This window comes from Alishewanella sp. WH16-1 (assembly GCF_001441695.1).
In the GTDB taxonomy this organism is placed as follows: Bacteria; Pseudomonadota; Gammaproteobacteria; order Enterobacterales; family Alteromonadaceae; genus Alishewanella; species Alishewanella agri.
Map to the genome: position 1 here is coordinate 1 of NZ_LCWL01000078.1, position 23374 is coordinate 23374.

Sequence of the window (23374 nt, forward strand, 5' to 3'; positions counted from 1 at the left end):
TTAACTGATCGGCATTAGGCGAGGTCGCCGGTTTTTGTTAGCAGCTGTTACAGCTTATCGCTGATTAATGCAGACCACCCAGGTACTGCGACAGCACCCGAATATCTTCGTCAGTCAGTTTTTTCGCAACCTCACGCATCATGCCGTTCATATCGTTGGCTCGGGTACCGGCGCGGAATTCTTCCAGTGTTGTTTTGACATAGTCCGCATTTTGGAAGCCAATGCGCGGAAAACCTGCCAGGCTGGTGCCTGCGCCCCGAGGACCATGACAGGCGATACAGGCAGCGATACCACGCTCAGCATCACCACCGCGGTACAATTTTTGACCTAATTCAATCACATCTTCTGGCGTTGTACCTGGCTTCACGCGTTGTGAAGAGAAGTATGCGGCCAGATCTTTCATATCCTGATCCGATAATGCGGCAACCATACCAAACATAATGGCATTCGAACGGCCTTCTTTTCCGCCTGAGGTCATGCCCAATTTATAGTCAGTTAATTGTTTATACAGGTACTCAGCGTGCTGACCAGCAATTTTAGGATAAATAGCCAGCGGACTGTTGCCGTCCGGGCCATGGCAAGCCGCACAGGTGGCTGATTTTGCCTTGCCAGCTTCGGCATCACCATCAAAAGCGTTTGCTGCACCGATTAATCCGAATAACAGCGTCAGAGGTAATACGAGTTTTTTCATGTTTGATCCGTCTCAGTCCGCATTCAAACGCCAGCGATCTGGCTGCAATGAATTATATTAAGGTGATTTTTGCTCTATTTTACACGAAACTGCCCAAAGTAAAATCCCATCCTTTAGTCAAAAGCTTCTTCCGATCCTTCAGATCCGCTACAATAACCTCAATTTACCAGCCGGAGTAGCTTGTGTCACAGCCAAAGTTCAATTTTCAGCAGGTCAGTTTTCTGACCAGCGCCCCTGATATCAGGGCTTTGCCCGCCGATACCGGTACTGAGGTCGCGTTCGCCGGCCGCTCAAATGCCGGGAAATCCAGCGCGCTGAATACGCTGACCCGACAGAATAATCTGGCTCGTACCAGTAAAACACCTGGCCGGACCCAGTTAATTAATACTTTTGAGCTGGCGCCGGATAAACGACTTATCGATTTGCCCGGTTATGGTTTTGCCAAAGTACCCTTGGCAGTAAAAGAGAAATGGCAGCAATCGTTATCGGAATATCTGCAAAAGCGGCAGAGCTTAAAAGGCTTGGTGGTATTAATGGATATCCGGCACCCGCTGAAAGATTTAGATCAACAGCTGATTTTCTGGGCGGTAGAGAGTAAGTTACCGGTATTGCTACTGTTAACAAAAGCCGACAAGCTTGGCCCGGGCGCACGGAAAAAGATTTTGTTGGAAGTACGCGAAGCAGCATTAGCCTTTATGGGTGATGTGCAGGTGCAGCTCTTCAGCTCACTGAGCAAATTGGGGTTACCTGAGTTTGAGCAAGTACTGAACGGCTGGTTTACCGATCTGACAGACGAAACAACCTGACCTTACTGTATCCTGATTTCCACCGATAAGCGGCTGGCTATCTGTAAAGAACCAGCCGTTTTTTATTGCTGATTTCCAACAGGCAAAAAAAACCGACCCCTGAGGGTCGGTCATAGCAATCGGGGAGAAGCTATATAAAATCAAATCAACAGGGTGTCTTATCGCTAAGACGTGTGCAGTATAACAGCAATATTGCACCGTTTGAAGTATTTACTCTAAAAAATGTTATTGGGTAACACAGACGGTCTACTGCAATATGCTCTGGCGCGCATTCTGTTTTGTGTTGCGGGCTTCAAACACAAATAAAAAAAACGCCCCGCTGCAAGCAGCGGGGCGGCTAAATAAAGCCTACTTTCATAATCCGGAGTGAAACACCCCGGGTGAAAGATAGAATATCTTACCTCTGTACCCTACGACTCAAATTCTAGTCATTTTCTGAGCGATTGCAAGGTTTTTTTGTAATAAAACTACATAAAAGTGTAGGCGCTGCATTTTTAAGGCTTTTTATGTAATTAAATTACCATCTACTTAGTGTGCTTCATCCCAGTTTTTGCCATAGCCTACTTCGGCGAGTAAAGGCACATCCAATTTGGCTGCGCTGGCCATCAGCTGTTTCAACTCGGTAGCTAACCAACTGACATCTGCCGCCGTCACTTCGAACACCAGTTCGTCGTGTACTTGCATAATCATGGCAGCTTTATCAGCAGCATGCTGCTGTAGCCAGGTCTGTACCTTAATCATTGCCAGTTTGATAATATCAGCCGCCGTGCCTTGCATCGGTGCATTAATCGCAGCCCGTTCCGCCGCTTTTTGTCTGCCAATATTTTTAGCATTAATATCAGGCAGGTATAAGCGACGGCCAAACAGGGTTTCAACATAGCCCTGTTCATGCGCCTGTTTGCGGGTGCGCTCCATATAATCGAGTACACCTGGGAAACGCTCGAAATAGCGGTCAACATAGTGCTGAGCTTCACCGCGGCCAATACCAAGTTGCTTGGCTAAGCCAAAGGCTGACATGCCATAGATTAAACCAAAGTTTACGGCTTTGGCGCTTCGCCGCTGCTCGGCGGTAACCTGCTCCAGACTGACGCCAAATACTTCGGCGGCGGTTGCCCGGTGTACATCCAGTCCCTTGGCGAACGCATCCAGTAACGCCTTGTCCTGCGACAGGTGCGCCATAATTCTCAGCTCAATCTGCGAGTAGTCGATGGCCATCAGTAATTTGCCTTTGGGCGCGATAAAGGCTTGTCGGATCCGGCGCCCTTCTTCGGTGCGGATCGGAATATTCTGCAAGTTCGGCTCGGTGGAGCTTAAGCGGCCCGTGGCAGCGACCGCTTGGTGGTAGGAAGTATGCACCCGGCCCGTCGCCTTATTAACCATCTTCGGCAATTTTTCGGTATAGGTGGAACGCAGTTTACTCAGGCCGCGGTGCTCCGTGATCAGTTTTGGAAATTCATATTCCAGTGCTAACTCTGCCAGCACTTCTTCTGCTGTTGATGGCGTGCCGCTGGGTGTCTTTTTCAGTACCGGCAACTTCATCTGCTCGAACAGAATTTCTTGTAACTGTTTCGGGGAGGCCAGATTAAATTCTTTGCCGGCTTGCTGATAAGCCAATTGCTCCAGCTCGGCAATCCGCTGACTCAACTGCTGGCTTTGCTCAGCCAATAATTGGCTGTCTATCAGTACTCCATGACGTTCAATATCTGACAGAATGGCAATCAATGGCAGTTCAATTTCATTGAAAACCTTAACCAATCCGGCGCTCTGCTGTAGCTGAGGCCATAATGTCTGATGCAGCCGTAATGTCACATCGGCATCTTCTGCGGCGTACTCAGCAGCCTTTTCCAATTCAATTTGATTAAAAGTGAGTTGCTTGGCGCCTTTACCGGCCAAATCTTCAAAGCTGATAGTGCTATGTCCAAGATATTTCAACGCCAGGCTATCCATATCATGGCGGCCGGCAACGGAGTTAAGTACGTAGGACTCCAGCATGGTGTCAAACTTGACACCCCGCAGCGCAATCTTATAGCGTGCCAGCACACTTTGATCGTACTTCAGATTCTGACCTACCTTGGCTTTAGCGGGATTTTCCAGCCAGGGTGTTAAGCGTTGCAAACAGTGCTGGCGATCCAGTTGCGCCGGCGCGCCCAGATAATCATGTGCCAGCGGCAAGTACCAGGCTTGACCGGCGGCGGTAGCAAAAGATAAACCAACCAGCTCGGCCTGCATATAATCCAGACTGGTGGTTTCAGTATCAAAAGCCGTTAATTCTGCCTGATCCAGGATTATCAGTAACTGCTCGAAATCCTCTGACGTCAGAATGGTTTGATATTGCTGACGATCAATCACCTGCCGCACTTCCGTTGGCGTCTTATCGGCTGTCTCGCTTGCGCTGGCATCCTGTGCCGGACTCTCTGACGCTCCGGCACTGTGCTGGCTACTGGCTAAGACTTCAGCCAGCCAGCGTTTAAACTCACATTCACGATATAATTCAGCTAGTTGTGCCTGATCAGCTGGCTGGATTTGTAATTCATCCAGTGTGCAGGGTAGCGCTACGTCGCATTTAATCGTTGCCAGCTCGTATGACAGTTTCAGCTGGGCTTCAAATTCCTGCAGTTTGGCTGCCATAGTTTTGGCGCCGCGGAAACTCAGTGCTGCAACCTGATCCAGCTGCTGGTAAATCTGTTCAATTGAACCCAGCCCCTGCAGCAGTGCTGCTGCCGTTTTCTCACCTACTCCGGGCAGACCCGGGATGTTGTCCACCTTATCACCCATCAGCGCCAGATAATCGATAATCAACTCTGGGCCGATACCGAATTTTTCCAGCACCGCAGGGGGATCGAGCAGCGTATTAGTCATGGTATTGATCAGCGTGACATGCTCATCGACCAACTGCGCCATATCCTTATCGCCAGTTGAAATCAGGGTGTGCCGTCCGGCCGCGCTGGCCTGCCGCGCTAGCGTACCAATCACATCATCAGCTTCCACACCACTGATACATAACAACGGCAAACCCATGGCCCGGATAATATTGTGCAGAGGTTCAATCTGGCTACGTAAGTCATCAGGCATCGGTGGCCGATGGGCTTTGTACTCGGCATACATCTCGTTACGAAACGTTGGCCCTTTGGCGTCAAACACGACTGCCATTTGTGTTGGTTGGTACTGTTTGAGCAAGCTCTTCAACATATTGACCACACCGTAAATGGCTCCGGTGGCTTCGCCACGCGAATTCGTTAAATGTGGTGGCGCGTGATAAGCACGAAATAAATAAGAAGAACCGTCGACCAAGATCAGCGGATTTTTGGGGATATAGACCATGATGATTGCCCTGCGCGGAGTTTGAGATATAGGATGCCATAGCTACACGGATCCGGCTAGCTGAACAAGTCGGGTTGCGGCAGTCAAAATCGGGAGTAAGCTGTGGATAACTTTGTGCAAAAAAATAGCTAACCGACACGCTGTAGTAAACAGCATGAGGCTGGTGTAATTCTAAGTGTTTGTTTTATAAAGAAAGGAACGAAACTGCAAGTGCCCTTATTCTTATTTTTTCAGCATTGCGTAATGTGGAAAACGCTTTAGCTTTCGCCCGGAGTCCATTCACAAAAAGCTGCCTGCAACTCCATGCAGGTGGAACAGACTATCACAATCAGCGGCTTTGCCCAGAGTAAATTTTAAAAAATTTTGCTCCTAAAAATCCTATTTGCTGTATAAAACGGCATAAAGCAAGTTTGATAAGGCTTAGCACGCTATTGTCAGGATCATTTGACAAAATTAAGGCGTTAAAAGCCTGCTGCGGCTAACTCTTCCGTTCTGCCGCAAAGGCAGGCTATAATGCCAGCAAATCAGTATGGCTTTCAGCACGGGATCGACATTATGAAGAAATTGACACTTGCAGTAGCAATGCTGCTGACAACACTAGGTTTGCAGGCCAGTACCGAACAGGAAGCTGACGCTATCGCTAAGCGTATCGCGCCAGTGGGTCAGGTTTATGTTGCTGGTGCAGCGGCAGCCACAGAAGCCGTCGCAGCGGGTCCACGCAGTGGTGAGCAAGTGTATCAGTCGGCCTGTTTTGCTTGTCATGGTACCGGCGCACTGGACGCCCCCAAGCCTAATTCAGAGGCCTGGAAGCCACGTTTAGCGCAAGGATTCGACGTGCTGCTGAAACACTCTATTGAAGGTTTTAACAATATGCCGGCGATGGGCACTTGTACTACCTGTTCTGAGGATGAAATTGCTGCCGCGATTCGCTTTATGACAGACGGTGTTTAAATCGCCGTTAAAGCGCTTTGGAAAACCGCAGCTTGCTGCGGTTTTTTTATCTCTGCAGTGTTTAAAGATCTTCTTTAACTAATTTAGTGATATTTCCTTGCTATCTCTTCCCTGCGTCTAAACTTTGTGCATAATAACACTTTATTATTATTGCTCTGACCAGTGTTTATTCGCAACGGAATGGCGGGATTGAACAACTTAGAAACACTTCAGCATCAACTTAAACGCGCTTCCACCAAAATACGGCGGTTGCTAACCCTGATTGAGCGCTTTAAAGAAGCCTACACCATTCAGGGGGCTTTGTTGCAGCTCTCAGAATTAGCCAGCAGCATCAGCGACATGGCTGAATTTTATCCGGCCATCCACAAGATGGTGTCGGAACAACTGCACGCCGAAAATTTTTATGTTGTGTTGTATGACAGTGAAACGGGTCAATATAGCCTGCAATATTTTTCAGATGAAAAAGATCAACAGCTGATTGCTTCGGTACCATCCAGTGCTTTTTCACGCGGTTTGACAGGTTATGTCGCCAGAACTGAGCAGCCTTTGCTCTGCGACGAAGCGCAATTTGATGCTTTGGTGCAAAGCGGCGAAATTCTGGCACAAGGCTCACCGTCTGCCCATTGGATGGGTATTCCGCTATGGCGGGATGATAAAGTGATCGGGGTGATGGCAATCCAGTCCTACGATAGCCAATACCGTTATAACGAACATGATTTAAAATTGTTCAACAGCATTGGCAGTAATACGGTGATTGCACTTGATCGGGTAAAGAGCCGTGAGTTACTGGAAACCACAGTAAGACAACGCACCTTGCAGTTACGCCAGACTAATGAGTCTTTACAAAAAGAAATTAAAGAACGCACGCACGCTGAAAAACTGCAAGCCGCACTGTATAAGATCTCGGAACTGACCGCCAGCAGTCAGGATATGCAAGCCTTTTACCGCGCCATGCATAATGTGCTCTGTGGTTTGATGGCAGCAGACAATTGCTATATTGCTTTGCTAAGTCAGGACGGCACTAAACTGAACTTTCCGTTTTACCTTGACCAATACAGTCCGGCGGCAGTCGATCGGCCGTTAGGCAAAGGTTTTACCGAATATGTGATTCGGTGCGCCGAAGCGCGTTTAATTAATAATGATGAAGCACAGCAATTGGTTGAACGCGGCGAAATCCGCCGCGGCATTAGTAATCTGGGCGGGCCTTCTAAATATTCCAGCAGTTGGCTGGGCGCGCCACTAAAAATTGACCAGAAAGTGATCGGCGTAATTGCGGTGCAATCCTACGAGGCTGGCTATCAATACACTGACCAGGAACTGACCATTTTGCGTTTTGTGTCACAGCACATCGCTGTCGCCATTCAGCGTAAGTTAGCGGCAGAGCGGCAACGCCAGCATCAGGAAGAGCTGGAACGCAAAGTGTTTGAAAGCACCCGAGAACTGCGCCAAACCAATTTGTTTTTACGCTTGCAGGTAGAAGAGCGGAAAAAAGCTGAGCAAAAACTGTTTTACGATGCTAATCATGACGTATTAACAGGGCTGGCGAATCGTCAAATGTTCTTGCAGCAATTAAAACAACAATTTGCGCTAAGTAAACGTCAGGCTCATCCGGGTATGGCGTTGTTATTTCTGGACTTGGACCGCTTTAAGTTAATTAATGATACGCTCGGCCATCATATTGGCGATGCCTTTCTGGTGGAAAGCAGTAAACGTTTGCTCAGTGCGATTCGCGAGCATGATCTGGCTGCGCGCTTCGGGGGGGACGAGTTCGTGGTGATGCTGGTTAATTTACAGCATGCCCAGGATGCCGAAGAGGTCGCACAGCGGATTATTGATAAGTTCCGCCAACCTTATCAATTAGATGGTCATAAAACCCAGTCTGGCGTCAGCGTCGGCATAGCACCACTGACGCTCGAATATCACCACGCCGATGCGCTGTTACGCGATGCCGATGCGGCTATGTATCATGCCAAGGCGCTGGGCCGGGGCCGCTACGCGGTATTCCAGCCGGAAATGCGCGACCAGATGTTAAAGGCGCTGAGTAATTAAGCGCCGGTCATCCGGTAACGACTTAGTTTTTATTCAATAATTGCCGTAAGCGGGCAATATTCGCAGCTGCGGTTTGTTGGCGCTGCTCAGCCGTTTTCGGCTGCTCCGGCTTTTGCCATTCCAAATCATCCTGCGGTAACTCCTGTAAAAAGCGGCTGGGCTCTGGCTTAATGGTTTCACCGTATTGCCGGCGTTCGCGGGCGTAGGTAAAGATCAACTCACGCTGCGCCCGGGTAATGCCAACATAGGCCAGCCGGCGCTCTTCCTCGACATTATCTTCATCGATACTGGTTTGGTGCGGCAAAATACCCTCTTCCATCCCGACCATAAACACGTAGGGAAACTCCAGACCTTTTGAAGCATGCAGGGTTAACAATTGCACCTGATCGGCCTGATCTTCCTGTTCCTGGCGCTCTAACATATCGCGCAAGCAAAGCTTACTAACGACTTCGTTAATGGTCATCGCCGGCTCGTCATCTTTGCCTTCCAGCATTTCGACGATCCAACGGTACAGCTCGTTGACATTTTTCAACGCCATTTCCGCTGCTTTCGGGCTGTTACTGGTTTCGAATAACCAGGCTTCGTAATGGCTTTGCCGGATCAGATCACGAATCGCTTCGCTTGCTTCGGCGCGCTGCGCATTATCAGCCAGTTGATTGATCCAGTCAGCAAATTGCTGTACTGCCTGCAGGCTGCGCGCCGGTAAAATATGCGCTAATTCCGGGTGGCAGCAGGCAGCGAATAAGCTGATATGTTGCTGATTAGCCAGATTGCCAATTTTTTCTAAGGTAGCATGGCCGATTTCCCGCCGGGGCACATTAATAATCCGCAACAGCGCATTATCATCATCCTGATTGACCAGCAAGCGCAGATAAGCCATGACATCCTTAATTTCGCTACGGGCAAAAAAGGAGGTGCCGCCGGAAATGCGGTAGGGGATACGGTTAGTCATCAGCGCCTTTTCAAATACCCGCGCCTGATGGTTGCCGCGATAGAGGATGGCATAATCCCGGTATTGGCTGCGGTTACTAAAACGGTGCGAGATAATTTCGGCTACGACCTTGTCGGCTTCATCTTCTTCATGTTTGCAGGGCAGTACTTTAAGTGGTACGCCATAGCCATTGACGCTAAACAGCTTTTTCTCGAATTCATGCGGGTTATTGGCGATCAGAATATTCGCGGCTTTCAAAATGCGTTCAGCGGAGCGGTAGTTTTGTTCCAGCTTGATGACCTGCAGCTCAGGAAAGTCTTTTTTCAACAGCACCAGATTTTGCGGCCGGGCACCGCGCCAGGAATAGATTGACTGGTCGTCATCGCCCACCACGGTAAAGCGGCGCCGCTCGCCAACCAGCCATTTCACCAGTTCATACTGACTGGTATTGGTATCCTGATATTCGTCGACTAACAAATAGCGGATTTTTTGCTGCCAGCGTTCGCGGGTTTCGGTCTGATGCTGAAATAACAGGGTCGGTAGCAGGATAAGATCATCAAAATCAAAGGCATTACAGGCTTTTAGCATCTTACTGTACTGCAGATAATAATTCGCCAGGCTAATGGTCTCAGCATCCTGCGTTTGTTGCAGCGCCAGTTCGGGTAGCGTCAGGTCGTTTTTCAAGCTGCTGATCCGGTTTTGTAGCTTGCGGATCAGCTCTTTATCACCGTTATACTCGCCAGCGGTCAGTTCTTTTAACAGCGCAAAGCTATCCTGATCGTCAAACAAACTGAAGTTAGCTTTGTAACCAAGCTGGCGATATTCTTTTTTCAGAATCTCCAGCCCCAGGGTATGGAAGGTCGAGATGGTCAGGCCACGGGTGGCACTTTTCGGCAATTGGGCGTTAATCCGCTCCCGCATTTCACGCGCGGCTTTATTGGTGAAGGTCACGGCGGCGATATGTCGTGCCGGCAACTCGCACTCCTGAATCAGGTAAGCGATTTTATTGATAATGACCCGGGTTTTACCGCTGCCAGCGCCTGCCAATACCAGACAGGGGCCGCCAATAAATTTTACCGCTGCATCTTGCTGTGGATTTAATTTCATCTAACCTGCCTTTCGTTCCGGGTTGGCATTGTAAGGCCTGCCGCCAGAAATTTCATTCGCGTTCTGCCATTTAGGCCGTAGAATAGACCAACATCATCGAAAACCCTGGAGAACGAGATGCTGGATCCAAAAAAAATTGAAGAGATCGCCCGCCAGATTGGGGCTGTTATTCCTCCACAGCTCAAACAGTTTGCCGATGAGCTGGAAGGCAAGGTTAAGCAGGTATTGCAAGCTAAGCTGGCCGATTTAGACTTTGTTAGTCGGGAAGAGTTTGATGTACAGCGTCAGGTACTATTGCGTACCCGTGAGAAAGTTGAAGTGATGGAGCAACAATTGGCGGCATTATTGGCTGAAAAAACCCAAGACTTCCGTCAAAACGAGTTACCCAGCTCAGATCAGCAGTAATGCAACCCTAAAAGCTGCGCCGGTGTTGGCCGGCGCAGTTAATTGTTTATTTTTGTACAGATTTCAGGATTTCTGTTAAACCGGCTACCGCGCCACCGATATTCGCCAGCTCTGCCGGTACAATCATCGTGTTATTGGCTTTAGCCAGGTTGCCAAACTCTTTCACGTATTGCTCAGCTACCCGCAGACTAACCGCTTCCTGACCACCTGGCTGGTTAATCGCCTCGGCGATCTTACGCAGACCCTCTGCTGTGGCGACGGCAATCAGTTCAATTTCCCGTGCCCGGCCCTCAGCTTCGTTAATTTGCCGCTGTTTGTCGGCTTCAGACAGGTTGATCACTTCCTGTTTCTGACCTTCAGAGACGTTGATCATTGCCTGACGTTCACCTTCTGACTTGGCAATGGCTGCGCGTCGCTCGCGCTCGGCGCGCATTTGCTGTTCCAGCGCATCTTTAATGCTGATCGGCAGTTCGATATCAGCAATTTCATAACGTAACACTTTCACACCCCAGGGGCCGGCGGCTTCGTCCAGTGCCCGTACTACTTCTTCGTTGATTTTGGCCCGCTCTTCAAAGGTTTTATCTAAGTCAGTTTGACCAATCACCGAACGCATGGTGGTTTGAGCCAGCTGTGCCGCGGCGTAGCGATAATCATTGATGCCGTAACTGGCCTTCATCGGATCGATCACCTGTAGATATAAAATGCCATCAATTCCGACCTGAATGTTATCCCGGGTAACACAGGTCTGACGGTTAACGTCGATCACTTCTTCTTTCAGCGTTTGGATATAAGCCACTTTATCGATAAACGGGATCAGAATATGAAAGCCGGAATCCAGGGTGCGCGAGTACTTGCCGAGGCGCTCAATGACAAAGTTGCTCCGTTGAGGGACCACCCGGGCCGACTTGAAAATGGTAATCACCACCGCCAGCGCAAAGCCGAAGGTCAGAATGGTTTGAATATCTAATTGTTCCATAAGTTACGATTCCTTTTTCGTTAATGAACTTTGACAACGGTCAGATGAATACCCTCATTAGCAACGACCCGCGCCAGATCGCCGGCTTTTAACGGGTCACTGGATTGGGCATCCCACTGCACACCGTTTAATACAACCCGGCCACGGCCGTGCTGAAAGTCAGCTAACACGGTAACAGTGTCGCCAATGTCTTCGGTAAAGCGTGATGGATGTTCGCCTTTGTCGGCGGTATAGCCAACAAACCAGCGTTTAAAGCGGCCACGGGCGGTAAATAGCAGTACCAGACTGACGATACCGAAGATACTGTACTGGGTACTGGCGGCTTCAATCCAACCGAGCTGCAGTAAGATACCGACAACGATAGCGGCCAATCCCAGAAAGACAGCGACAATACTGGTGGCTAATAATTCGCTGAGAATTAGCACCACACCAATAATGATCCAAATCATTGCAGCGCTCAAAGTTCTCTCCTGTTAACGAGCTGATTTTACACTACAGTGTAGTGTGAAAAATTTAATTTGGTAACTGTTAATTTACAACTAATTGTAACCGTGTATGTCACACTAAGTTATGAGTTGCTTGTGGCAAAGAACAATAGATTTATGCTCAGAACGCTTTTCCGTTTAGTGCTTTGGTTGGGATTGGCCTGGTTGCTTTGGAGTAGTTTTAGTCACCGGGAACAGCAATCTACCACCAGGTCAGCAGTTAACGGGTCTTTGTGTCAGACGCCGGTTGCCTGGCGTCTGGCAACGCTGGATCCGGCCTTCCGGTTGTCGGAAGCTCAGGCGTTGGCATTGATCACCGAAGCGGCTGAGCAATGGAACCGGATTACTGGCCAACAACTGTTTACTTATGACGCCGCGCAAGGCTTTCCGATCCACTTTCAGTACGATGAGCGGCAGCAGCAATTAGCGCAACGTTTGCTGTTACAGCGTAATGTGCAGCGCTATGACGAACATCTGGAGGTGCTGCAGCGGCAGTATCAGCGCCAGTTAGTACAGGTGCAGCAACAAAACAGCCGGGTACAGCAGTTGCAGCAGGAGTATCAACAACAGTTACAAACTCTGGAGCAACAAGGAGCACGAACTCTCCCGGCTGCTCTGCAGCGACAGTGGCGGCTCCTGGAAGAAGAACAAAGAGTGCTGATGCAGCAGGCGGATGAGCTGAACGCCGAGCAACAGCGTTTGCAGCAAATGGTGACCCAACGCAATAATTTGCTACCGCAGCAGCAAGTGATCGGCAGCCACGAGCTTGGTGTGATGAGTATCCGACAGGCACAGCGCCAGATGGTGATCTATGCTTTCGCGGACCAACAGGATTTACTGGTTACGCTACAACACGAGTTTGGCCATGCGCTGGGCTTACCACACAGTGACGATCCGGCGGCGGTAATGCATGCTCAATTACATGGCGGTCAGCAATGGCTGACCACCACCGATTTTAAGTTATGGCAGCAATATTGTGTTAATTAAGCCGATCTTTTTCGGCTAGCTGTTGATCCAGAACCTGTAAAAAGTTCAGCACGGTTTCCACCACCTGATGATAAAACGCCACATCCACCTTATCAGCCGTGTCTCTCGGGGTATGGTAGTCCGCGTGATCCGCCACCCCAAAATAGATAAAAGGGATACCCTGTTGGTGAAAGACACCGTGATCCGAGCTAAGTGTCCAATCCTGAGTATGCCCAGCTTTGTACCAAGGTCGGTCGTGGGCCGCAATCAGCTTGACCGCACTCTGTTGTTGCACTTGCTGTAGCAGAGGCTGTAACCATGGATGATGATAACTACCAACCGCAAATAGCTGCTGCTCTGTATCACGGCTTAGCATATCAATATTGATATTAAAGCGCAGTTGGTCAGCATCAAACAGGCCGGTGCGAAACAGCGCTACTGCGCCTTGTAAGCCTTTTTCTTCGCTATCTAACGCGACAAACAGCACAGAGTGACGCAGTGGCTGTTGCTTAAGGTAACGTGCCAGTTCTAACATGGCGGCGACGCCAGAGGCATTATCGTCGGCGCCATAGAAGATGGTATCGCCGTGCATGCCGAGGTGATCATAGTGGGCGGTGATAATCAGTGGCTTTAAACCCGGTTCAGTACCAGCTAACAGTCCCAGTACGTTGGCCGCATCTGCTACGCCGGGGATCACCGCGTTTTTACCCCTGAACCAGCGGCGTAACGAAAAATGCTCGGTTACGCTATAGGGGTGCAGATAACCCTCGCTGCCGGCGGGAGCTAAACCGATAGTCGCAAATTGTTCGGCAATCCAGAGTCTGGCGGCAATACCACCGGCAGTACCGGGAGACCGCCCTTGCCGCTCAGCTGCCGCTAACCAACTCAGGTCGGCCATCATTCTTTCAGCATCAAGGCGTTGCAGTGGTGCTGCCGGTACGGCCTGTTGCTTCAGCGTGATAATTCTGGCACTTTCCTGCTGGGTTAACTGTGTTAGCCAGTAGGGTTTCAGGCCGTAGTAAGCCAGGATAGCAATAACTACAAGGGCCAGTGGCCAGCGTAGTTTTTTCAGTAGCACCATCTGTGTTTCCCGTTATATCTAAGAGAGCCGCACGGCAGCGGTGGTGGCTACCGTGTCATTGAATGCAAACATCATACGGATAATGACCGGCAAAGCCGTCATTTTTCGACTAGACCTCACTGGGCAGCGACGACTTTAATTTCGACTTTCCAATGCGGATCGGCCAGTTTCGCTGCTACTGTGGTGCGGGCAGGCGCGGCACCGACGGGCAGCCAGGCATCCCACACCTGATTCATCGCGGCATAGTCGGCCATATCGGCCAGAAAAATAGTCACGTCGACCAGTTTTTTGCTGTCACTAAAACAGCGCTCCAGTAAGGCATCCACCTGAGACAGCACATTTTGGGTTTGCTGGCTAATATCGGTAGCATCTGTATCAGGTACCATGCCGGCACAAAAGATCAGCCCATTGGCGATCACGGCTTCTGAATAACGCACTGTCGGATCAATACGTTGGATTGTCATAACCACTCCTTTTTCAGCTTAACTGTTGCAGGCTACCTCGCTTTGTAAAAAAGTACCAGTCGCACAATAAAAAAGGGCGTACTGTCATGCGATGCAGTACGCCAAGGCCGTGGTTAGGAATGGGTGTTAATTTTTTGCCGTTTTCTGAGTGTTAAACAAATCAAAATCTTGCATCACCGGCAAACGTTGTTGAATCTGACTTTCCAGTTGATCCAGTTGCTCTACCTGCTGGCACATGGCTTCACCGCGCTGCTCCAGCACACTGGCTTTTTGCTGCATATTTTGCTCTAACTGCTCGCCAAATTTTTCCATGCGCTGGCCAAAGGCTTCCATCCGCTGCTCGAAGTTGCCCTGACCATTGACCATGGCTTTACCAATTTGCAGCATAATATTGCCCATGCTTTCCTCGACCAGGTTTTCAATTGCTGCATCAAATTCCGGACCAAAAGCCTGATCCAGTGTCGACATCTGGCTGCCACGTAACTCCAGCGTATCGCCATTACGGATAATAATATTGTCGGTACTGAGCTGAATTTTTGCCATCACCTGCTGCAGCGCCGGATGGTCTTGCAATGATTTTCCGGTTAGTTCAGTTAATACCTGCCCTACCGCAGTACTCGCCAACAGCATGGCATCTGTCACTAACTCCACCGTAGAGTTAGCTTGCTGGCGAATGCCAGCCTGATATTGCTGTAACAGCGCCCGGCTTTCGGCATCCGTTGTTTGCTCTTTGTCTGCTAACCAAAGCCTGCCTTGTGGGTCAATACGCCACAGAGGCTGCTGTTGTTGTTGCAAAACCAGTTGGGTGGGTGAGATCAGTAAATCGTGTTCAAGTTGAAACTGGCAGCTTTGCTCAGCTACCGCCGGGTTAGAGATAGTAACAGCGGCAGTTAACAGTAATGCTTTCATTATTTTATCCTTCTTGCTGATTTGACCTTGTTAGCAGAGCAAAGTGAATGCCAACTATTAATGCGCTGATTTTAAACAATAAAATTATTTTATTAGTGACGGGCTTAGGAAGTTTATTGTTGGATTTGCTAAAAAGTAGTGAGTTTGACTAAGTGGTTGTTACTGTCTTTAGAAAGAACTTATTCAGGCCGCCTGAGTTTTTAATTCCTTTCTGGAATAACCAAGAGAGATCCATTCTTTTACCAGTAGTCATCTGGATGGCTAAAATGTGGGTAATTAATTTAAGCAGGGTTTGTTATGCTGTTATCGTCACTGGTCGCTCAGGCCAGCCCGCTGTCTGAACAGCAGGTAAAACAATTACAGGGGCTGGTAAGCCAGCTTAATCCGATCCAGCAAGCCTGGGTTAGTGGCTATCTGGCGGCCAGTGCCCAATTGGCGGGTCAGAGTGTGGCAGTTGCTCCCTCCACGGTAGCGGCACCAGCCGCGACTTTAACAGTGCTATATGGTTCGCAAACCGGCAATGCCAAGCATGTTGCGGAAGACCTGGGCAAGGCAGCCAGTGGCAAAGGCTTTACGGTTAAGGTGCAGGATCTGGCCGAATATAAAGCGGCTAATCTGAAAAACGAACGCTTTGTAGTGATCGTCACCTCGACCTATGGCGAGGGGGAGCCGCCGGAAAATGCTATCAGCTTTTATAACTTTCTGTTTAGTAAAAAAGCGCCACAGCTGCCAGAGCTGCGTTATGCGGTATTGGGCTTGGGCGATACCAGCTATGAATTTTTCTGCAAAACCGCACAGGATTTTGATCAGCGCCTCGCCGAATTAGGCGGCAAAGCTATCATTGCGCGGGCGGATCTGGATGTCGATTACAGCACTGCCGCCACGAGCTGGCAGCAGCAGCTCATCACTACCTTAGAACCTGAGTTTGCGCAGGCGCCGGCGGCAACGGCTGATGTTATTAGCTGGCCGGGGGCCAGCCAAACGGCGGCGGCAGAGAGCAGTTACAGTAAACAACAGCCGTTTAGCGCTGAGCTGTATACCAATCAGAAGATCACCGGCCGTGATTCCAGCAAAGATGTGCGGCATATTGAGATTTCGCTGGCGGGCTCCGGGCTGCGGTATCAGCCGGGTGATGCGCTGGGTGTTTATTTCAGTAACGACCCACAGCTGGTAAAAGAGCTCTTACTGCTCACGGGCATTGCCGCTAATACCCCGGTATTACTGGGTACAGAGCGTCTGACCATTAGTGATGCTTTGACTGAACAGCTGGAGCTGACGCAGTCCTACCCGGCCTTTGTCGATAAGTATGCCAAAGCCAGCGGCAGCGCTGCGTTACAAGCTTTAGTGGCCGATAAAACCGCGCTACGCAGCTACCTGAGCGAGCGGCAGATTATCGATATCGTGCGTGAACATCCGGCGCTGATTAGTGCGCAGCAACTGGTCGATGCGCTACGTAAGCAGCAGCCACGCTTATATTCTATTGCGTCCTCACAGGCCGAGGTAGAGGACGAAGTGCATTTAACGGTGGGTGTGGTGCGTTATCAAGCCTATGGCAAACCGCATCTGGGTGGCGCTTCCGGCTTTTTAGCCGAGCGGTTAGCAGAAGGCGGCAGCATTAAGGTGTTTGTTGAAACCAATAACAACTTCCGCTTGCCAGAGAATGATGACACCCCGGTGATTATGATTGGCCCGGGCACCGGCATTGCGCCATTCCGCGCCTTTTTACAGGAGCGGGATGCCCGTGCCGCCAGCGGTAAAAACTGGCTATTCTTTGGTAACCCACACTTTACCCAGGACTTCCTGTATCAGGTAGAGCTGCAGAATTACTTAAAGCAAGGCTTGCTAACCCGGCTCGACGTTGCCTTTAGCCGCGATACGGCGGAAAAAGTCTATGTGCAGCATAAGCTGCTGAAACATGGCGCTGAGGTCTGGCAATGGTTAGAGCAGGGTGCACACCTCTATATCTGCGGTGACGGCGCCCGGATGGCGAAAGACGTGCATCAGGCGTTGCTGACCATAGTGCAGCAGCAAGGCGGTAAAGATGAAAAGGCCGCGCAACAGTATTTAGATCAGTTACGGATAGCCAAGCGCTATCAGAAGGATGTGTATTAATGAGTCAGTATCCTGTTAATCCTGAATTTGTCGCGCCGGGCAAGCTGTCGGACAACGAGCGTTTAAAGGCCGAAAGCGACCATTTACGTGGCACCATTACCAGCGACTTGCAAAATGACATTACCGGTGGTTTTACCGGCGATAACTTTATGTTGATCCGTTTTCACGGCATGTATCAGCAGGATGACCGTGATATCCGCGCCGAGCGTGCGGCGCAAAAACTGGAGCCGCTGCACAATGTGATGCTGCGGGCGCGGATGCCCGGCGGCATTATTACGCCAGCACAATGGCTAGCCATCGATAAGTTCGCGGCCGAGCACACCTTATATGGCAGTATCCGCCTGACTACCCGCCAGACTTTTCAGTTCCATGGCGTGTTAAAGCCGAATATTAAACCGATGCACCAGTTCTTAAACAGCATTGGCATCGATTCGATTGCCACTGCCGGAGATGTTAACCGTAACGTGCTTTGCACCTCTAACCCGGTCGAGAGCGAATTACATCAACAGGCGTATCAGTGGGCGATTAAGATCAGCGAACATTTGCTGCCGAAAACCCGCGCCTATGCCGAGATCTGGCTGGATGAGGAAAAAATTGAAACCACCAAGACCGAACCGGTGCTGGGTGATACCTACCTGCCACGTAAGTTTAAGACCACAGTGGTGATCCCGCCGCATAATGATGTTGATGTGCATGCCAACGATCTGAATTTTGTTGCCATTGCCGAGCATGGCAAACTGATCGGCTTTAATGTGCTGGTTGGTGGCGGCCTGGCAATGACCTTTGGCGATACCTCGACTTATCCGCGCCGGGCCGAAGAGCTGGGCTTTATTAGCCTGGAGCATGTACTGAAAGTGGCCGAGCATGTGGTCACCGTGCAGCGCGATTATGGTGATCGGGTGAATCGTAAAAACGCCAAAACCAAGTACACCATCGATCGCATCGGCGTCGACAATTTCCGTAGCGAAGTGGAAAAGCGCGTCGGTGTCGCCTTTGAACCGGTACGCCCTTATGCCTTTACCAGCCGCGGCGATCGCTTTGGCTGGGTCGAGGGCATTGATGGCAAGCATCACCTGACGCTGTTTATCGAAAATGGCCGGGTGCTGGATTTCCCGGGCAAACCATTAAAAACCGGCTTAGCGGAAATCGCGAAGATCCATCAGGGCGATTTGCGGATGACAGCAAACCAGAACCTGATTATTGCTGGCGTGCCGCTCGAGCAAAAAGCGCAAATCGAACAACTGGCGCGCCAATACGGTTTGCTGGATGACAACCACAGTGAGCAGCGTAAAAACTCGATGGCCTGTGTATCGTTCCCGACCTGCCCGCTGGCGATGGCCGAAGCGGAGCGTTACCTGCCTGAACTGGTGACGAAAGTTGAAGGCTTGCTTAGCAAAAACGGCGTGGCCGACGATCATATCGTACTGCGGGTTACCGGTTGTCCGAATGGCTGTGGCCGCGCCATGCTGGCCGAGGTCGGCTTAGTTGGCCGGGCGCCGGGTAAATACAATGTCTATTTGGGGGGTAATAAAGTCGGTACCCGGATCCCGAAACTGTTTTTAGATAATGTTGCAGAAGCGGAGATTTTAGCTCAGCTTGACCAGCTTATCGGGCGTTGGGCCACCGAACGGCAGGCCGGCGAAGACTTTGGTGACTTTGTGATCCGCAGCGGTGTGGTCGCAGAGGTCAAAGTGTCTAAAACCGACTTTCACGCCTGAGCCGGAGTAAGCAGCATGGGGCAAGTACTGAATGATTACCGGCAGATCCTGCAGCAGAGCACCGCAGTGCAGCAAGCATGGTTGGCGGAAATTAACTCGCTGCTGGCGCCTCTGTCGGCAGCTGAGCGGGTGGCCTGGGCGCTGCGTCATTTACCGCAGCAACCGATGCTCAGCTCCAGTTTTGGCATTCAGGCCGCGGTGATGCTGCATCTGGTCAGCGTGCAAAAACCGGATATTCCGGTAGTGCTGACCGACACCGGCTATTTATTTCCGGAAACCTATCAGTTTATTGATCAGCTGACTGAGCGACTGGGACTGAACTTGCAGGTTTATCGCGCTGCTCTCAGTCCACAGTGGCAGGAAGCCCGCTATGGCCAGCTCTGGTTAAGTGCTGAGGGTATCAAGCAATATAATCAGCTTAATAAAGTCGAGCCCATGCAGCGAGCGCTACGCGAGCTAAAAGTGGGCACCTGGTTTACCGGCTTGCGCCGCAGCCAGAGCAGCACCCGTGCCGATAAAGCCATAGTGGAAATCAGCCGCGGGGTGGTTAAGGTGCAGCCTATTATCGACTGGAGCAATAAGGACGTCTTTTACTACTTAAAACAGCATAACCTGACTTACCATCCGTTGTGGGAGCAGGGCTATCTGTCGGTTGGTGATACCCATTCTACTGCGAAATTTGAACCGGGCATGAGTGAGGAGGATACCCGCTTTAATGGCTTTGGCCGCGAATGCGGTTTGCATATCGACGGTGACGGTATCTAATTTTTCTGAAAGCGCTACCGCTTTGCTGAAAATTCAGCCATATTAAGCAACATCTAAGGGTGTGGTGCTCGCTAAGTAATGAAATATCTGGCTGTCTGCTGTCTGTTGTTAATGCCGCTATGGGTGCGGGCGGAGTCGCTGGTGATGTATACCGAGCACTTCCCGCCTTATAGCTACGAAAAAGACCAGCAAATTACCGGTCTGAACACTGAACTGGTGCGGCGTAGCTGTCAAATTGCCAATATTCAGTGCGAGTTCCGCTTATTGCCTTGGTTACGTGCCTATGAAGCGGCACAAAAAGACCCCAGAGCAGGGCTCTATTCCACCTCACGCAATCCGTTACGGGAAGACGCTTTTCAATGGGTTGGGCCGCTGGCCCACGCCAGCGCCAATATGTATTGGCTAAAGTCCCGCCCTGATACGCCGCCTCGTACACTCGAGCAGGCAAAGCAGTATATTGTTGCGGTTGCCCGTGGCGATGTTTATGAGCTGTACCTGCAAAGTCAGGGCTTTGAAGTCGATGTCAATTTATTGCGTTTCAATAGTAAATCTGACGCGGTGTTACCTTTTTTACATGGCAAGGTTGATTTACTGATTGCGTCAGAGTTGATTTTGCCGGTATGGCTGGCCGAGCATCAGCAGCAGCTCACGGCTGTGCAACCAGTGATTGATTTATCTGCAGTAGGCCATAATTATCTGGCGTTGCACCCTGAAATGCCGCCAGCATTGGTAGAACGCTTACAACAGGCGCTGAACGAGCTTAAGGCCACGGGCGAGTATCAACAATTAATGGAGCATTTTCTGCAACCCAAGCGCGTAAGCAACGCCAGCCAAGCCACAACGCAAGGCTAAGCAGCAAATGTCAACACGCCCTGGTATCTGGCATCACTCCCGAGTCATCTTCTATCGTTATGTTAGGGTCTAATTCGCTGTTACAGCATTGAAATCAGCTATCCTAGCCCTAACCTTAGTGCAGGGTAATGCTGGCGAACTTTTGTCGCCGTCGTTGGTCTGTTTTGGCGCCCAATCGTATAACTATCAACTGGGTTTTATCAATTAAAGCGATTAGTATGATTTGTTTTATTCGTTTTAAAAGCTGATAAGGCTTGGCTACACTAGTCAGCGTTGAAACATTAACTGTTTTATTAACTGTAAGGAGCAACACATGTCTTCATTAATCAATACCAAAATCAAGCCGTTTAAAGCGACTGCGTACCATCAGGGTAAATTCGTACCAGTAACTGATCAGGACTTACTGGGCAAGTGGTCTGTGGTTTGCTTCTACCCAGCTGACTTCACTTTTGTATGTCCAACTGAATTAGGTGACCTGGCTGATTTCTATGCTAAGTTCAAAGAAATCGGTGTGGAAGTGTATTCAGTATCAACTGATACTCACTTCACTCACAAAGCCTGGCACGATGCTTCTGATACCATCAAGAAGATCGAATACCCAATGATCGGCGACCCAACTGGCGCTATTACCCGCAATTTCGGCGTGATGATCGAAGAAGACGGTCTGGCCCTGCGTGGTACCTTCGTCATCAACCCAGAGGGTGTGATCAAGGTATGTGAAATCCATGACCTGGGTATTGGCCGTTCAGCTGCTGAGCTGTTCCGTAAAGTACAAGCTGCTCAGTACGTTGCTAACCACGACGGTGAAGTGTGCCCAGCTAAGTGGACTCCAGGTGAGAAGACGTTAGCGCCTTCTCTGGATCTGGTTGGTAAGATCTAAGTTTAATGCAACTTGCAGGCAACTGCAGTGTTGTAAGCTGATTACAGCCCCTCTGTGAAGCTGTAATCCAGCTTCACGCTGCCAAAGGAAACTTTGGTGTCTGGCCGGTGGAAACACCGGCCCGATCCTCCCTTGCCTTGCTGCGCCGCGACTTTCAGTTTTTAAGGACTTATTCTCTATGTTAGATACTAACCTGAAGCAACAATTACAAACCTATCTGCAAAACCTGAAAACCGAGGTTGAGCTGGTGGTATCTTTAGATGATAGCGCCAAAGCAGCCGAGGTAAATGAACTGGCAACTGAGATTGCCGAATTATCGAATTTAGTCACCTATCGTCGCGACGATAGTCAGGCCCAGCGTAAACCCGCCATGTTGGTGCGCTCTGTGGCCAAAAATACGCAAATTACCTTTGCCGGTGTCCCACTAGGCCATGAATTTACGTCGTTAGTACTGGCCTTACTGCATTCTGGTGGTCACCCGATCAAGGTCGAAGCCGATCTGATTGAGCAAATTAAAAATATCAGCGGCAGCTTCCAGTTTGAGACCTATGTGTCCTTAAGCTGCCAGACCTGTCCGGAAGTGCTACAGGCGCTGAATATTATGTCGGCGATTAACCCGAACATCACTAACGTGATGATTGACGGTGCCATGTTCCAGGATGAAGTTGCAGCCAAAAATATTATGGCAGTGCCCTCTGTATACCTGAATGGCGAGTTGTTCTCGCAAGGTGCCATTACGCTGGAGAAAATTATCCAGAAAATTGACGTTAACGCCGAAAAACGTCAGGCCGAAGCACTGAAAAACAAAGCGGAATTCGATGTGTTAGTGGTCGGCGGTGGCCCGGCTGGCGCAGCGGCGTCAATCTATGCCGCCCGTAAAGGTTTAAATACCGGTATTGTGGCCGAGCGCTTTGGTGGTCAGGTGGCAGATACCGTCGGCATTGAAAACTTTATTTCGGTGAAGTACACCGAAGGTCCAAAGCTGGTCGCTGGTTTAGAAGCCCATGTGCGTGAATACGATGTGGACATTATGAATAACCAGCGGGCGGTGAAGCTGCGCAAAACCGATAAGGTTGAGCTGGAACTCGCCAATGGTGCGGTACTGAAAAGTAAAACCCTGATTTTAAGCCCTGGCGCCCGCTGGCGCGAAATGAATGTGCCGGGTGAACAGGAATACCGTGGTAAAGGTGTGGCTTACTGTCCGCACTGTGATGGCCCGCTGTTTAAGGGCAAGAAAGTCGCCGTGATCGGTGGTGGTAACTCCGGTATTGAAGCGGCCATTGACCTGGCAGGTATCGTTGAGCACGTGACAGTACTAGAATTCGCCGCCGAGCTACGGGCCGATGCGGTACTGGTGAAAAAAGCCAACTCCATGGGCAATATCACCATTATTACCGAAGCCCAGACCACTGAAGTGACAGGTGACGGCACCCGGGTGAACGGTATTAACTATACCGATCGTAAAACCGGAGAAGCGAAACGGATTGAGCTGGCAGGTATTTTTGTGCAGATCGGTCTGGTACCTAATACTGAGTGGTTACGTGGTGCAGTGGAGTTATCACCGCGTGGCGAGATTATCGTGGATGAGCGTGGTCAAACCTCGATCCCTGGCGTCTTTGCCGCCGGTGATGCCACCACAGCGCCCTATAAGCAAATTATCATTGCCATGGGTGCCGGTGCTAATGCGTCTTTGGGCGCGTTCGACTACCTGATCCGTCACTAAGCAACCGTTTTACATAGCCTGGGATACTCTCTCATCCCTGTTTGGCGGCACCTTTGGTTGCCGCCTTTTTTATGTCTGTAATATTCCGCTACCTTATTAGCTTGAGTATAAATAACGCTATTTTTGATAGCCTTTGGTTATAACTGAGCGCAAATTGCTATTTCCGCTTTGCCGCGCTGCTG

General features: G+C 50.1%; 19 protein-coding genes. 11 read left to right on the plus strand and 8 right to left on the minus strand.

Translation table 11 applies throughout. The features are described 5' to 3' along the window. Positions 1 to 64: 64 nt before the first annotated feature. The gene (locus AAY72_RS07160) at positions 65 to 691 is read right to left on the minus strand and encodes a cytochrome c (RefSeq protein WP_008984914.1); all 627 of its coding nucleotides are present in this window, start codon (positions 689 to 691) and stop codon (positions 65 to 67) included. 182 nt (positions 692 to 873) lie between these two features. On the opposite strand from AAY72_RS07160, the gene yihA reads away from it, so the two are divergent. Beyond that, positions 874 to 1497, plus strand: a complete 624-nt coding sequence (yihA, locus tag AAY72_RS07165) for a ribosome biogenesis GTP-binding protein YihA/YsxC (RefSeq protein WP_008984913.1) — start codon at positions 874 to 876, stop codon at positions 1495 to 1497. A 528-nt stretch (positions 1498 to 2025) separates the two neighbouring features. Here yihA and polA read toward each other — a convergent pair. Then, the gene (gene polA / locus AAY72_RS07170) at positions 2026 to 4818 is read right to left on the minus strand and encodes a DNA polymerase I (protein ID WP_008984912.1); all 2793 of its coding nucleotides are present in this window, start codon (positions 4816 to 4818) and stop codon (positions 2026 to 2028) included. A gap of 555 nt (positions 4819 to 5373) precedes the next feature. On the opposite strand from polA, the gene AAY72_RS07175 reads away from it, so the two are divergent. Both AAY72_RS07175 and AAY72_RS07180 read left to right on the plus strand, forming a co-directional pair. Continuing rightward, positions 5374 to 5769: a cytochrome c5 family protein gene (locus tag AAY72_RS07175; protein ID WP_057786525.1), complete on the plus strand. Its 396-nt coding sequence runs from the start codon at positions 5374 to 5376 to the stop codon at positions 5767 to 5769. Between the two features lie 180 nt (positions 5770 to 5949). After that, entirely contained in the window at positions 5950 to 7818 is a 1869-nt protein-coding gene (locus AAY72_RS07180) for a sensor domain-containing diguanylate cyclase (RefSeq protein ID WP_040291802.1), read from the plus strand. A gap of 22 nt (positions 7819 to 7840) precedes the next feature. Here AAY72_RS07180 and rep read toward each other — a convergent pair whose 3' ends face one another. Continuing rightward, positions 7841 to 9856 (minus strand): DNA helicase Rep, encoded by a 2016-nt coding sequence (gene rep, locus AAY72_RS07185; RefSeq protein ID WP_057786387.1) that lies wholly within the window; start codon positions 9854 to 9856, stop codon positions 7841 to 7843. A 117-nt stretch (positions 9857 to 9973) separates the two neighbouring features. Between rep and AAY72_RS07190 the strand changes: the two genes are divergently transcribed. Beyond that, a complete protein-coding gene (locus AAY72_RS07190; RefSeq protein ID WP_008984908.1) occupies positions 9974 to 10261 on the plus strand; it encodes an accessory factor UbiK family protein in 288 nt (95 codons plus the stop codon). A 46-nt stretch (positions 10262 to 10307) separates the two neighbouring features. Here AAY72_RS07190 and AAY72_RS07195 read toward each other — a convergent pair whose 3' ends face one another. Together AAY72_RS07195 and AAY72_RS07200 are read right to left on the minus strand one after the other, a co-directional pair. After that, positions 10308 to 11237: an SPFH domain-containing protein gene (locus AAY72_RS07195; RefSeq protein ID WP_008984907.1), complete on the minus strand. Its 930-nt coding sequence runs from the start codon at positions 11235 to 11237 to the stop codon at positions 10308 to 10310. Positions 11238 to 11257: 20 nt separating this feature from the next. Then, positions 11258 to 11698, minus strand: coding sequence for an NfeD family protein (locus AAY72_RS07200; RefSeq protein WP_008984906.1), 441 nt, complete (start codon positions 11696 to 11698; stop codon positions 11258 to 11260). A 141-nt stretch (positions 11699 to 11839) separates the two neighbouring features. Between AAY72_RS07200 and AAY72_RS07205 the strand changes: the two genes are divergently transcribed. Then, the gene (locus AAY72_RS07205; RefSeq protein ID WP_197408382.1) at positions 11840 to 12709 is read left to right on the plus strand and encodes a matrixin family metalloprotease; all 870 of its coding nucleotides are present in this window, start codon (positions 11840 to 11842) and stop codon (positions 12707 to 12709) included. On the opposite strand, the gene AAY72_RS07210 is transcribed toward AAY72_RS07205, so the two are convergent. The 3 genes from AAY72_RS07210 to AAY72_RS07220 form a co-directional block, all read right to left on the minus strand. Next, positions 12702 to 13769 (minus strand): M20/M25/M40 family metallo-hydrolase, encoded by a 1068-nt coding sequence (locus AAY72_RS07210; RefSeq protein WP_057786389.1) that lies wholly within the window; start codon positions 13767 to 13769, stop codon positions 12702 to 12704. The two genes, AAY72_RS07205 and AAY72_RS07210, sit on opposite strands and share 8 nt — an antisense overlap. Before the next feature lie 116 nt (positions 13770 to 13885). Beyond that, positions 13886 to 14233 (minus strand): RidA family protein, encoded by a 348-nt coding sequence (locus tag AAY72_RS07215; protein WP_008984903.1) that lies wholly within the window; start codon positions 14231 to 14233, stop codon positions 13886 to 13888. Between the two features lie 126 nt (positions 14234 to 14359). Next, positions 14360 to 15142, minus strand: coding sequence for a DUF2884 family protein (locus AAY72_RS07220; RefSeq protein ID WP_008984902.1), 783 nt, complete (start codon positions 15140 to 15142; stop codon positions 14360 to 14362). 297 nt (positions 15143 to 15439) lie between these two features. Between AAY72_RS07220 and AAY72_RS07225 the strand changes: the two genes are divergently transcribed. The 6 genes from AAY72_RS07225 (at position 15440) to ahpF (ending at position 23192) form a co-directional block, all read left to right on the plus strand. Beyond that, positions 15440 to 17254 (plus strand): assimilatory sulfite reductase (NADPH) flavoprotein subunit, encoded by a 1815-nt coding sequence (locus AAY72_RS07225; RefSeq protein WP_057786391.1) that lies wholly within the window; start codon positions 15440 to 15442, stop codon positions 17252 to 17254. Next, complete coding sequence (gene cysI, locus AAY72_RS07230) at positions 17254 to 18972, plus strand: assimilatory sulfite reductase (NADPH) hemoprotein subunit (protein ID WP_057786393.1); 1719 nt, start codon at positions 17254 to 17256, stop codon at positions 18970 to 18972. The genes AAY72_RS07225 and cysI overlap by 1 nt, the downstream gene beginning before the upstream one ends. A 27-nt stretch (positions 18973 to 18999) precedes the next feature. Further along, positions 19000 to 19737 (plus strand): phosphoadenylyl-sulfate reductase, encoded by a 738-nt coding sequence (locus AAY72_RS07235; RefSeq protein WP_057786527.1) that lies wholly within the window; start codon positions 19000 to 19002, stop codon positions 19735 to 19737. 78 nt (positions 19738 to 19815) lie between these two features. After that, complete coding sequence (locus AAY72_RS07240) at positions 19816 to 20589, plus strand: ABC transporter substrate-binding protein (protein WP_057786395.1); 774 nt, start codon at positions 19816 to 19818, stop codon at positions 20587 to 20589. 313 nt (positions 20590 to 20902) lie between these two features. Then, entirely contained in the window at positions 20903 to 21469 is a 567-nt protein-coding gene (gene ahpC / locus AAY72_RS07245; protein WP_008984897.1) for an alkyl hydroperoxide reductase subunit C, read from the plus strand. A 178-nt stretch (positions 21470 to 21647) separates the two neighbouring features. After that, positions 21648 to 23192, plus strand: a complete 1545-nt coding sequence (gene ahpF / locus AAY72_RS07250) for an alkyl hydroperoxide reductase subunit F (protein ID WP_057786397.1) — start codon at positions 21648 to 21650, stop codon at positions 23190 to 23192. The last annotated feature ends 182 nt before the right edge of the window (positions 23193 to 23374 follow it).

Excerpts from the sequence above, each read along its gene's own strand:
- AAY72_RS07205 (WP_197408382.1), top strand. The coding sequence starts at position 11,840 with ATGCTCAGAACGCTTTTCCGTTTAGTGCTTTGGTTGGGATTGGCCTGG.
- AAY72_RS07220 (WP_008984902.1), bottom strand. The coding sequence starts at position 15,142 with ATGAAAGCATTACTGTTAACTGCCGCTGTTACTATCTCTAACCCGGCG.
- ahpF (WP_057786397.1), top strand. The coding sequence starts at position 21,648 with ATGTTAGATACTAACCTGAAGCAACAATTACAAACCTATCTGCAAAAC.
- AAY72_RS07160 (WP_008984914.1), bottom strand. The coding sequence starts at position 691 with ATGAAAAAACTCGTATTACCTCTGACGCTGTTATTCGGATTAATCGGT.
- AAY72_RS07190 (WP_008984908.1), top strand. The coding sequence starts at position 9,974 with ATGCTGGATCCAAAAAAAATTGAAGAGATCGCCCGCCAGATTGGGGCT.
- polA (WP_008984912.1), bottom strand. The coding sequence starts at position 4,818 with ATGGTCTATATCCCCAAAAATCCGCTGATCTTGGTCGACGGTTCTTCT.
- AAY72_RS07210 (WP_057786389.1), bottom strand. The coding sequence starts at position 13,769 with ATGGTGCTACTGAAAAAACTACGCTGGCCACTGGCCCTTGTAGTTATT.
- ahpC (WP_008984897.1), top strand. The coding sequence starts at position 20,903 with ATGTCTTCATTAATCAATACCAAAATCAAGCCGTTTAAAGCGACTGCG.
- AAY72_RS07225 (WP_057786391.1), top strand. The coding sequence starts at position 15,440 with ATGCTGTTATCGTCACTGGTCGCTCAGGCCAGCCCGCTGTCTGAACAG.
- AAY72_RS07175 (WP_057786525.1), top strand. The coding sequence starts at position 5,374 with ATGAAGAAATTGACACTTGCAGTAGCAATGCTGCTGACAACACTAGGT.
- AAY72_RS07240 (WP_057786395.1), top strand. The coding sequence starts at position 19,816 with ATGAAATATCTGGCTGTCTGCTGTCTGTTGTTAATGCCGCTATGGGTG.
- AAY72_RS07195 (WP_008984907.1), bottom strand. The coding sequence starts at position 11,237 with ATGGAACAATTAGATATTCAAACCATTCTGACCTTCGGCTTTGCGCTG.
- AAY72_RS07180 (WP_040291802.1), top strand. The coding sequence starts at position 5,950 with ATGGCGGGATTGAACAACTTAGAAACACTTCAGCATCAACTTAAACGC.
- cysI (WP_057786393.1), top strand. The coding sequence starts at position 17,254 with ATGAGTCAGTATCCTGTTAATCCTGAATTTGTCGCGCCGGGCAAGCTG.
- AAY72_RS07215 (WP_008984903.1), bottom strand. The coding sequence starts at position 14,233 with ATGACAATCCAACGTATTGATCCGACAGTGCGTTATTCAGAAGCCGTG.
- rep (WP_057786387.1), bottom strand. The coding sequence starts at position 9,856 with ATGAAATTAAATCCACAGCAAGATGCAGCGGTAAAATTTATTGGCGGC.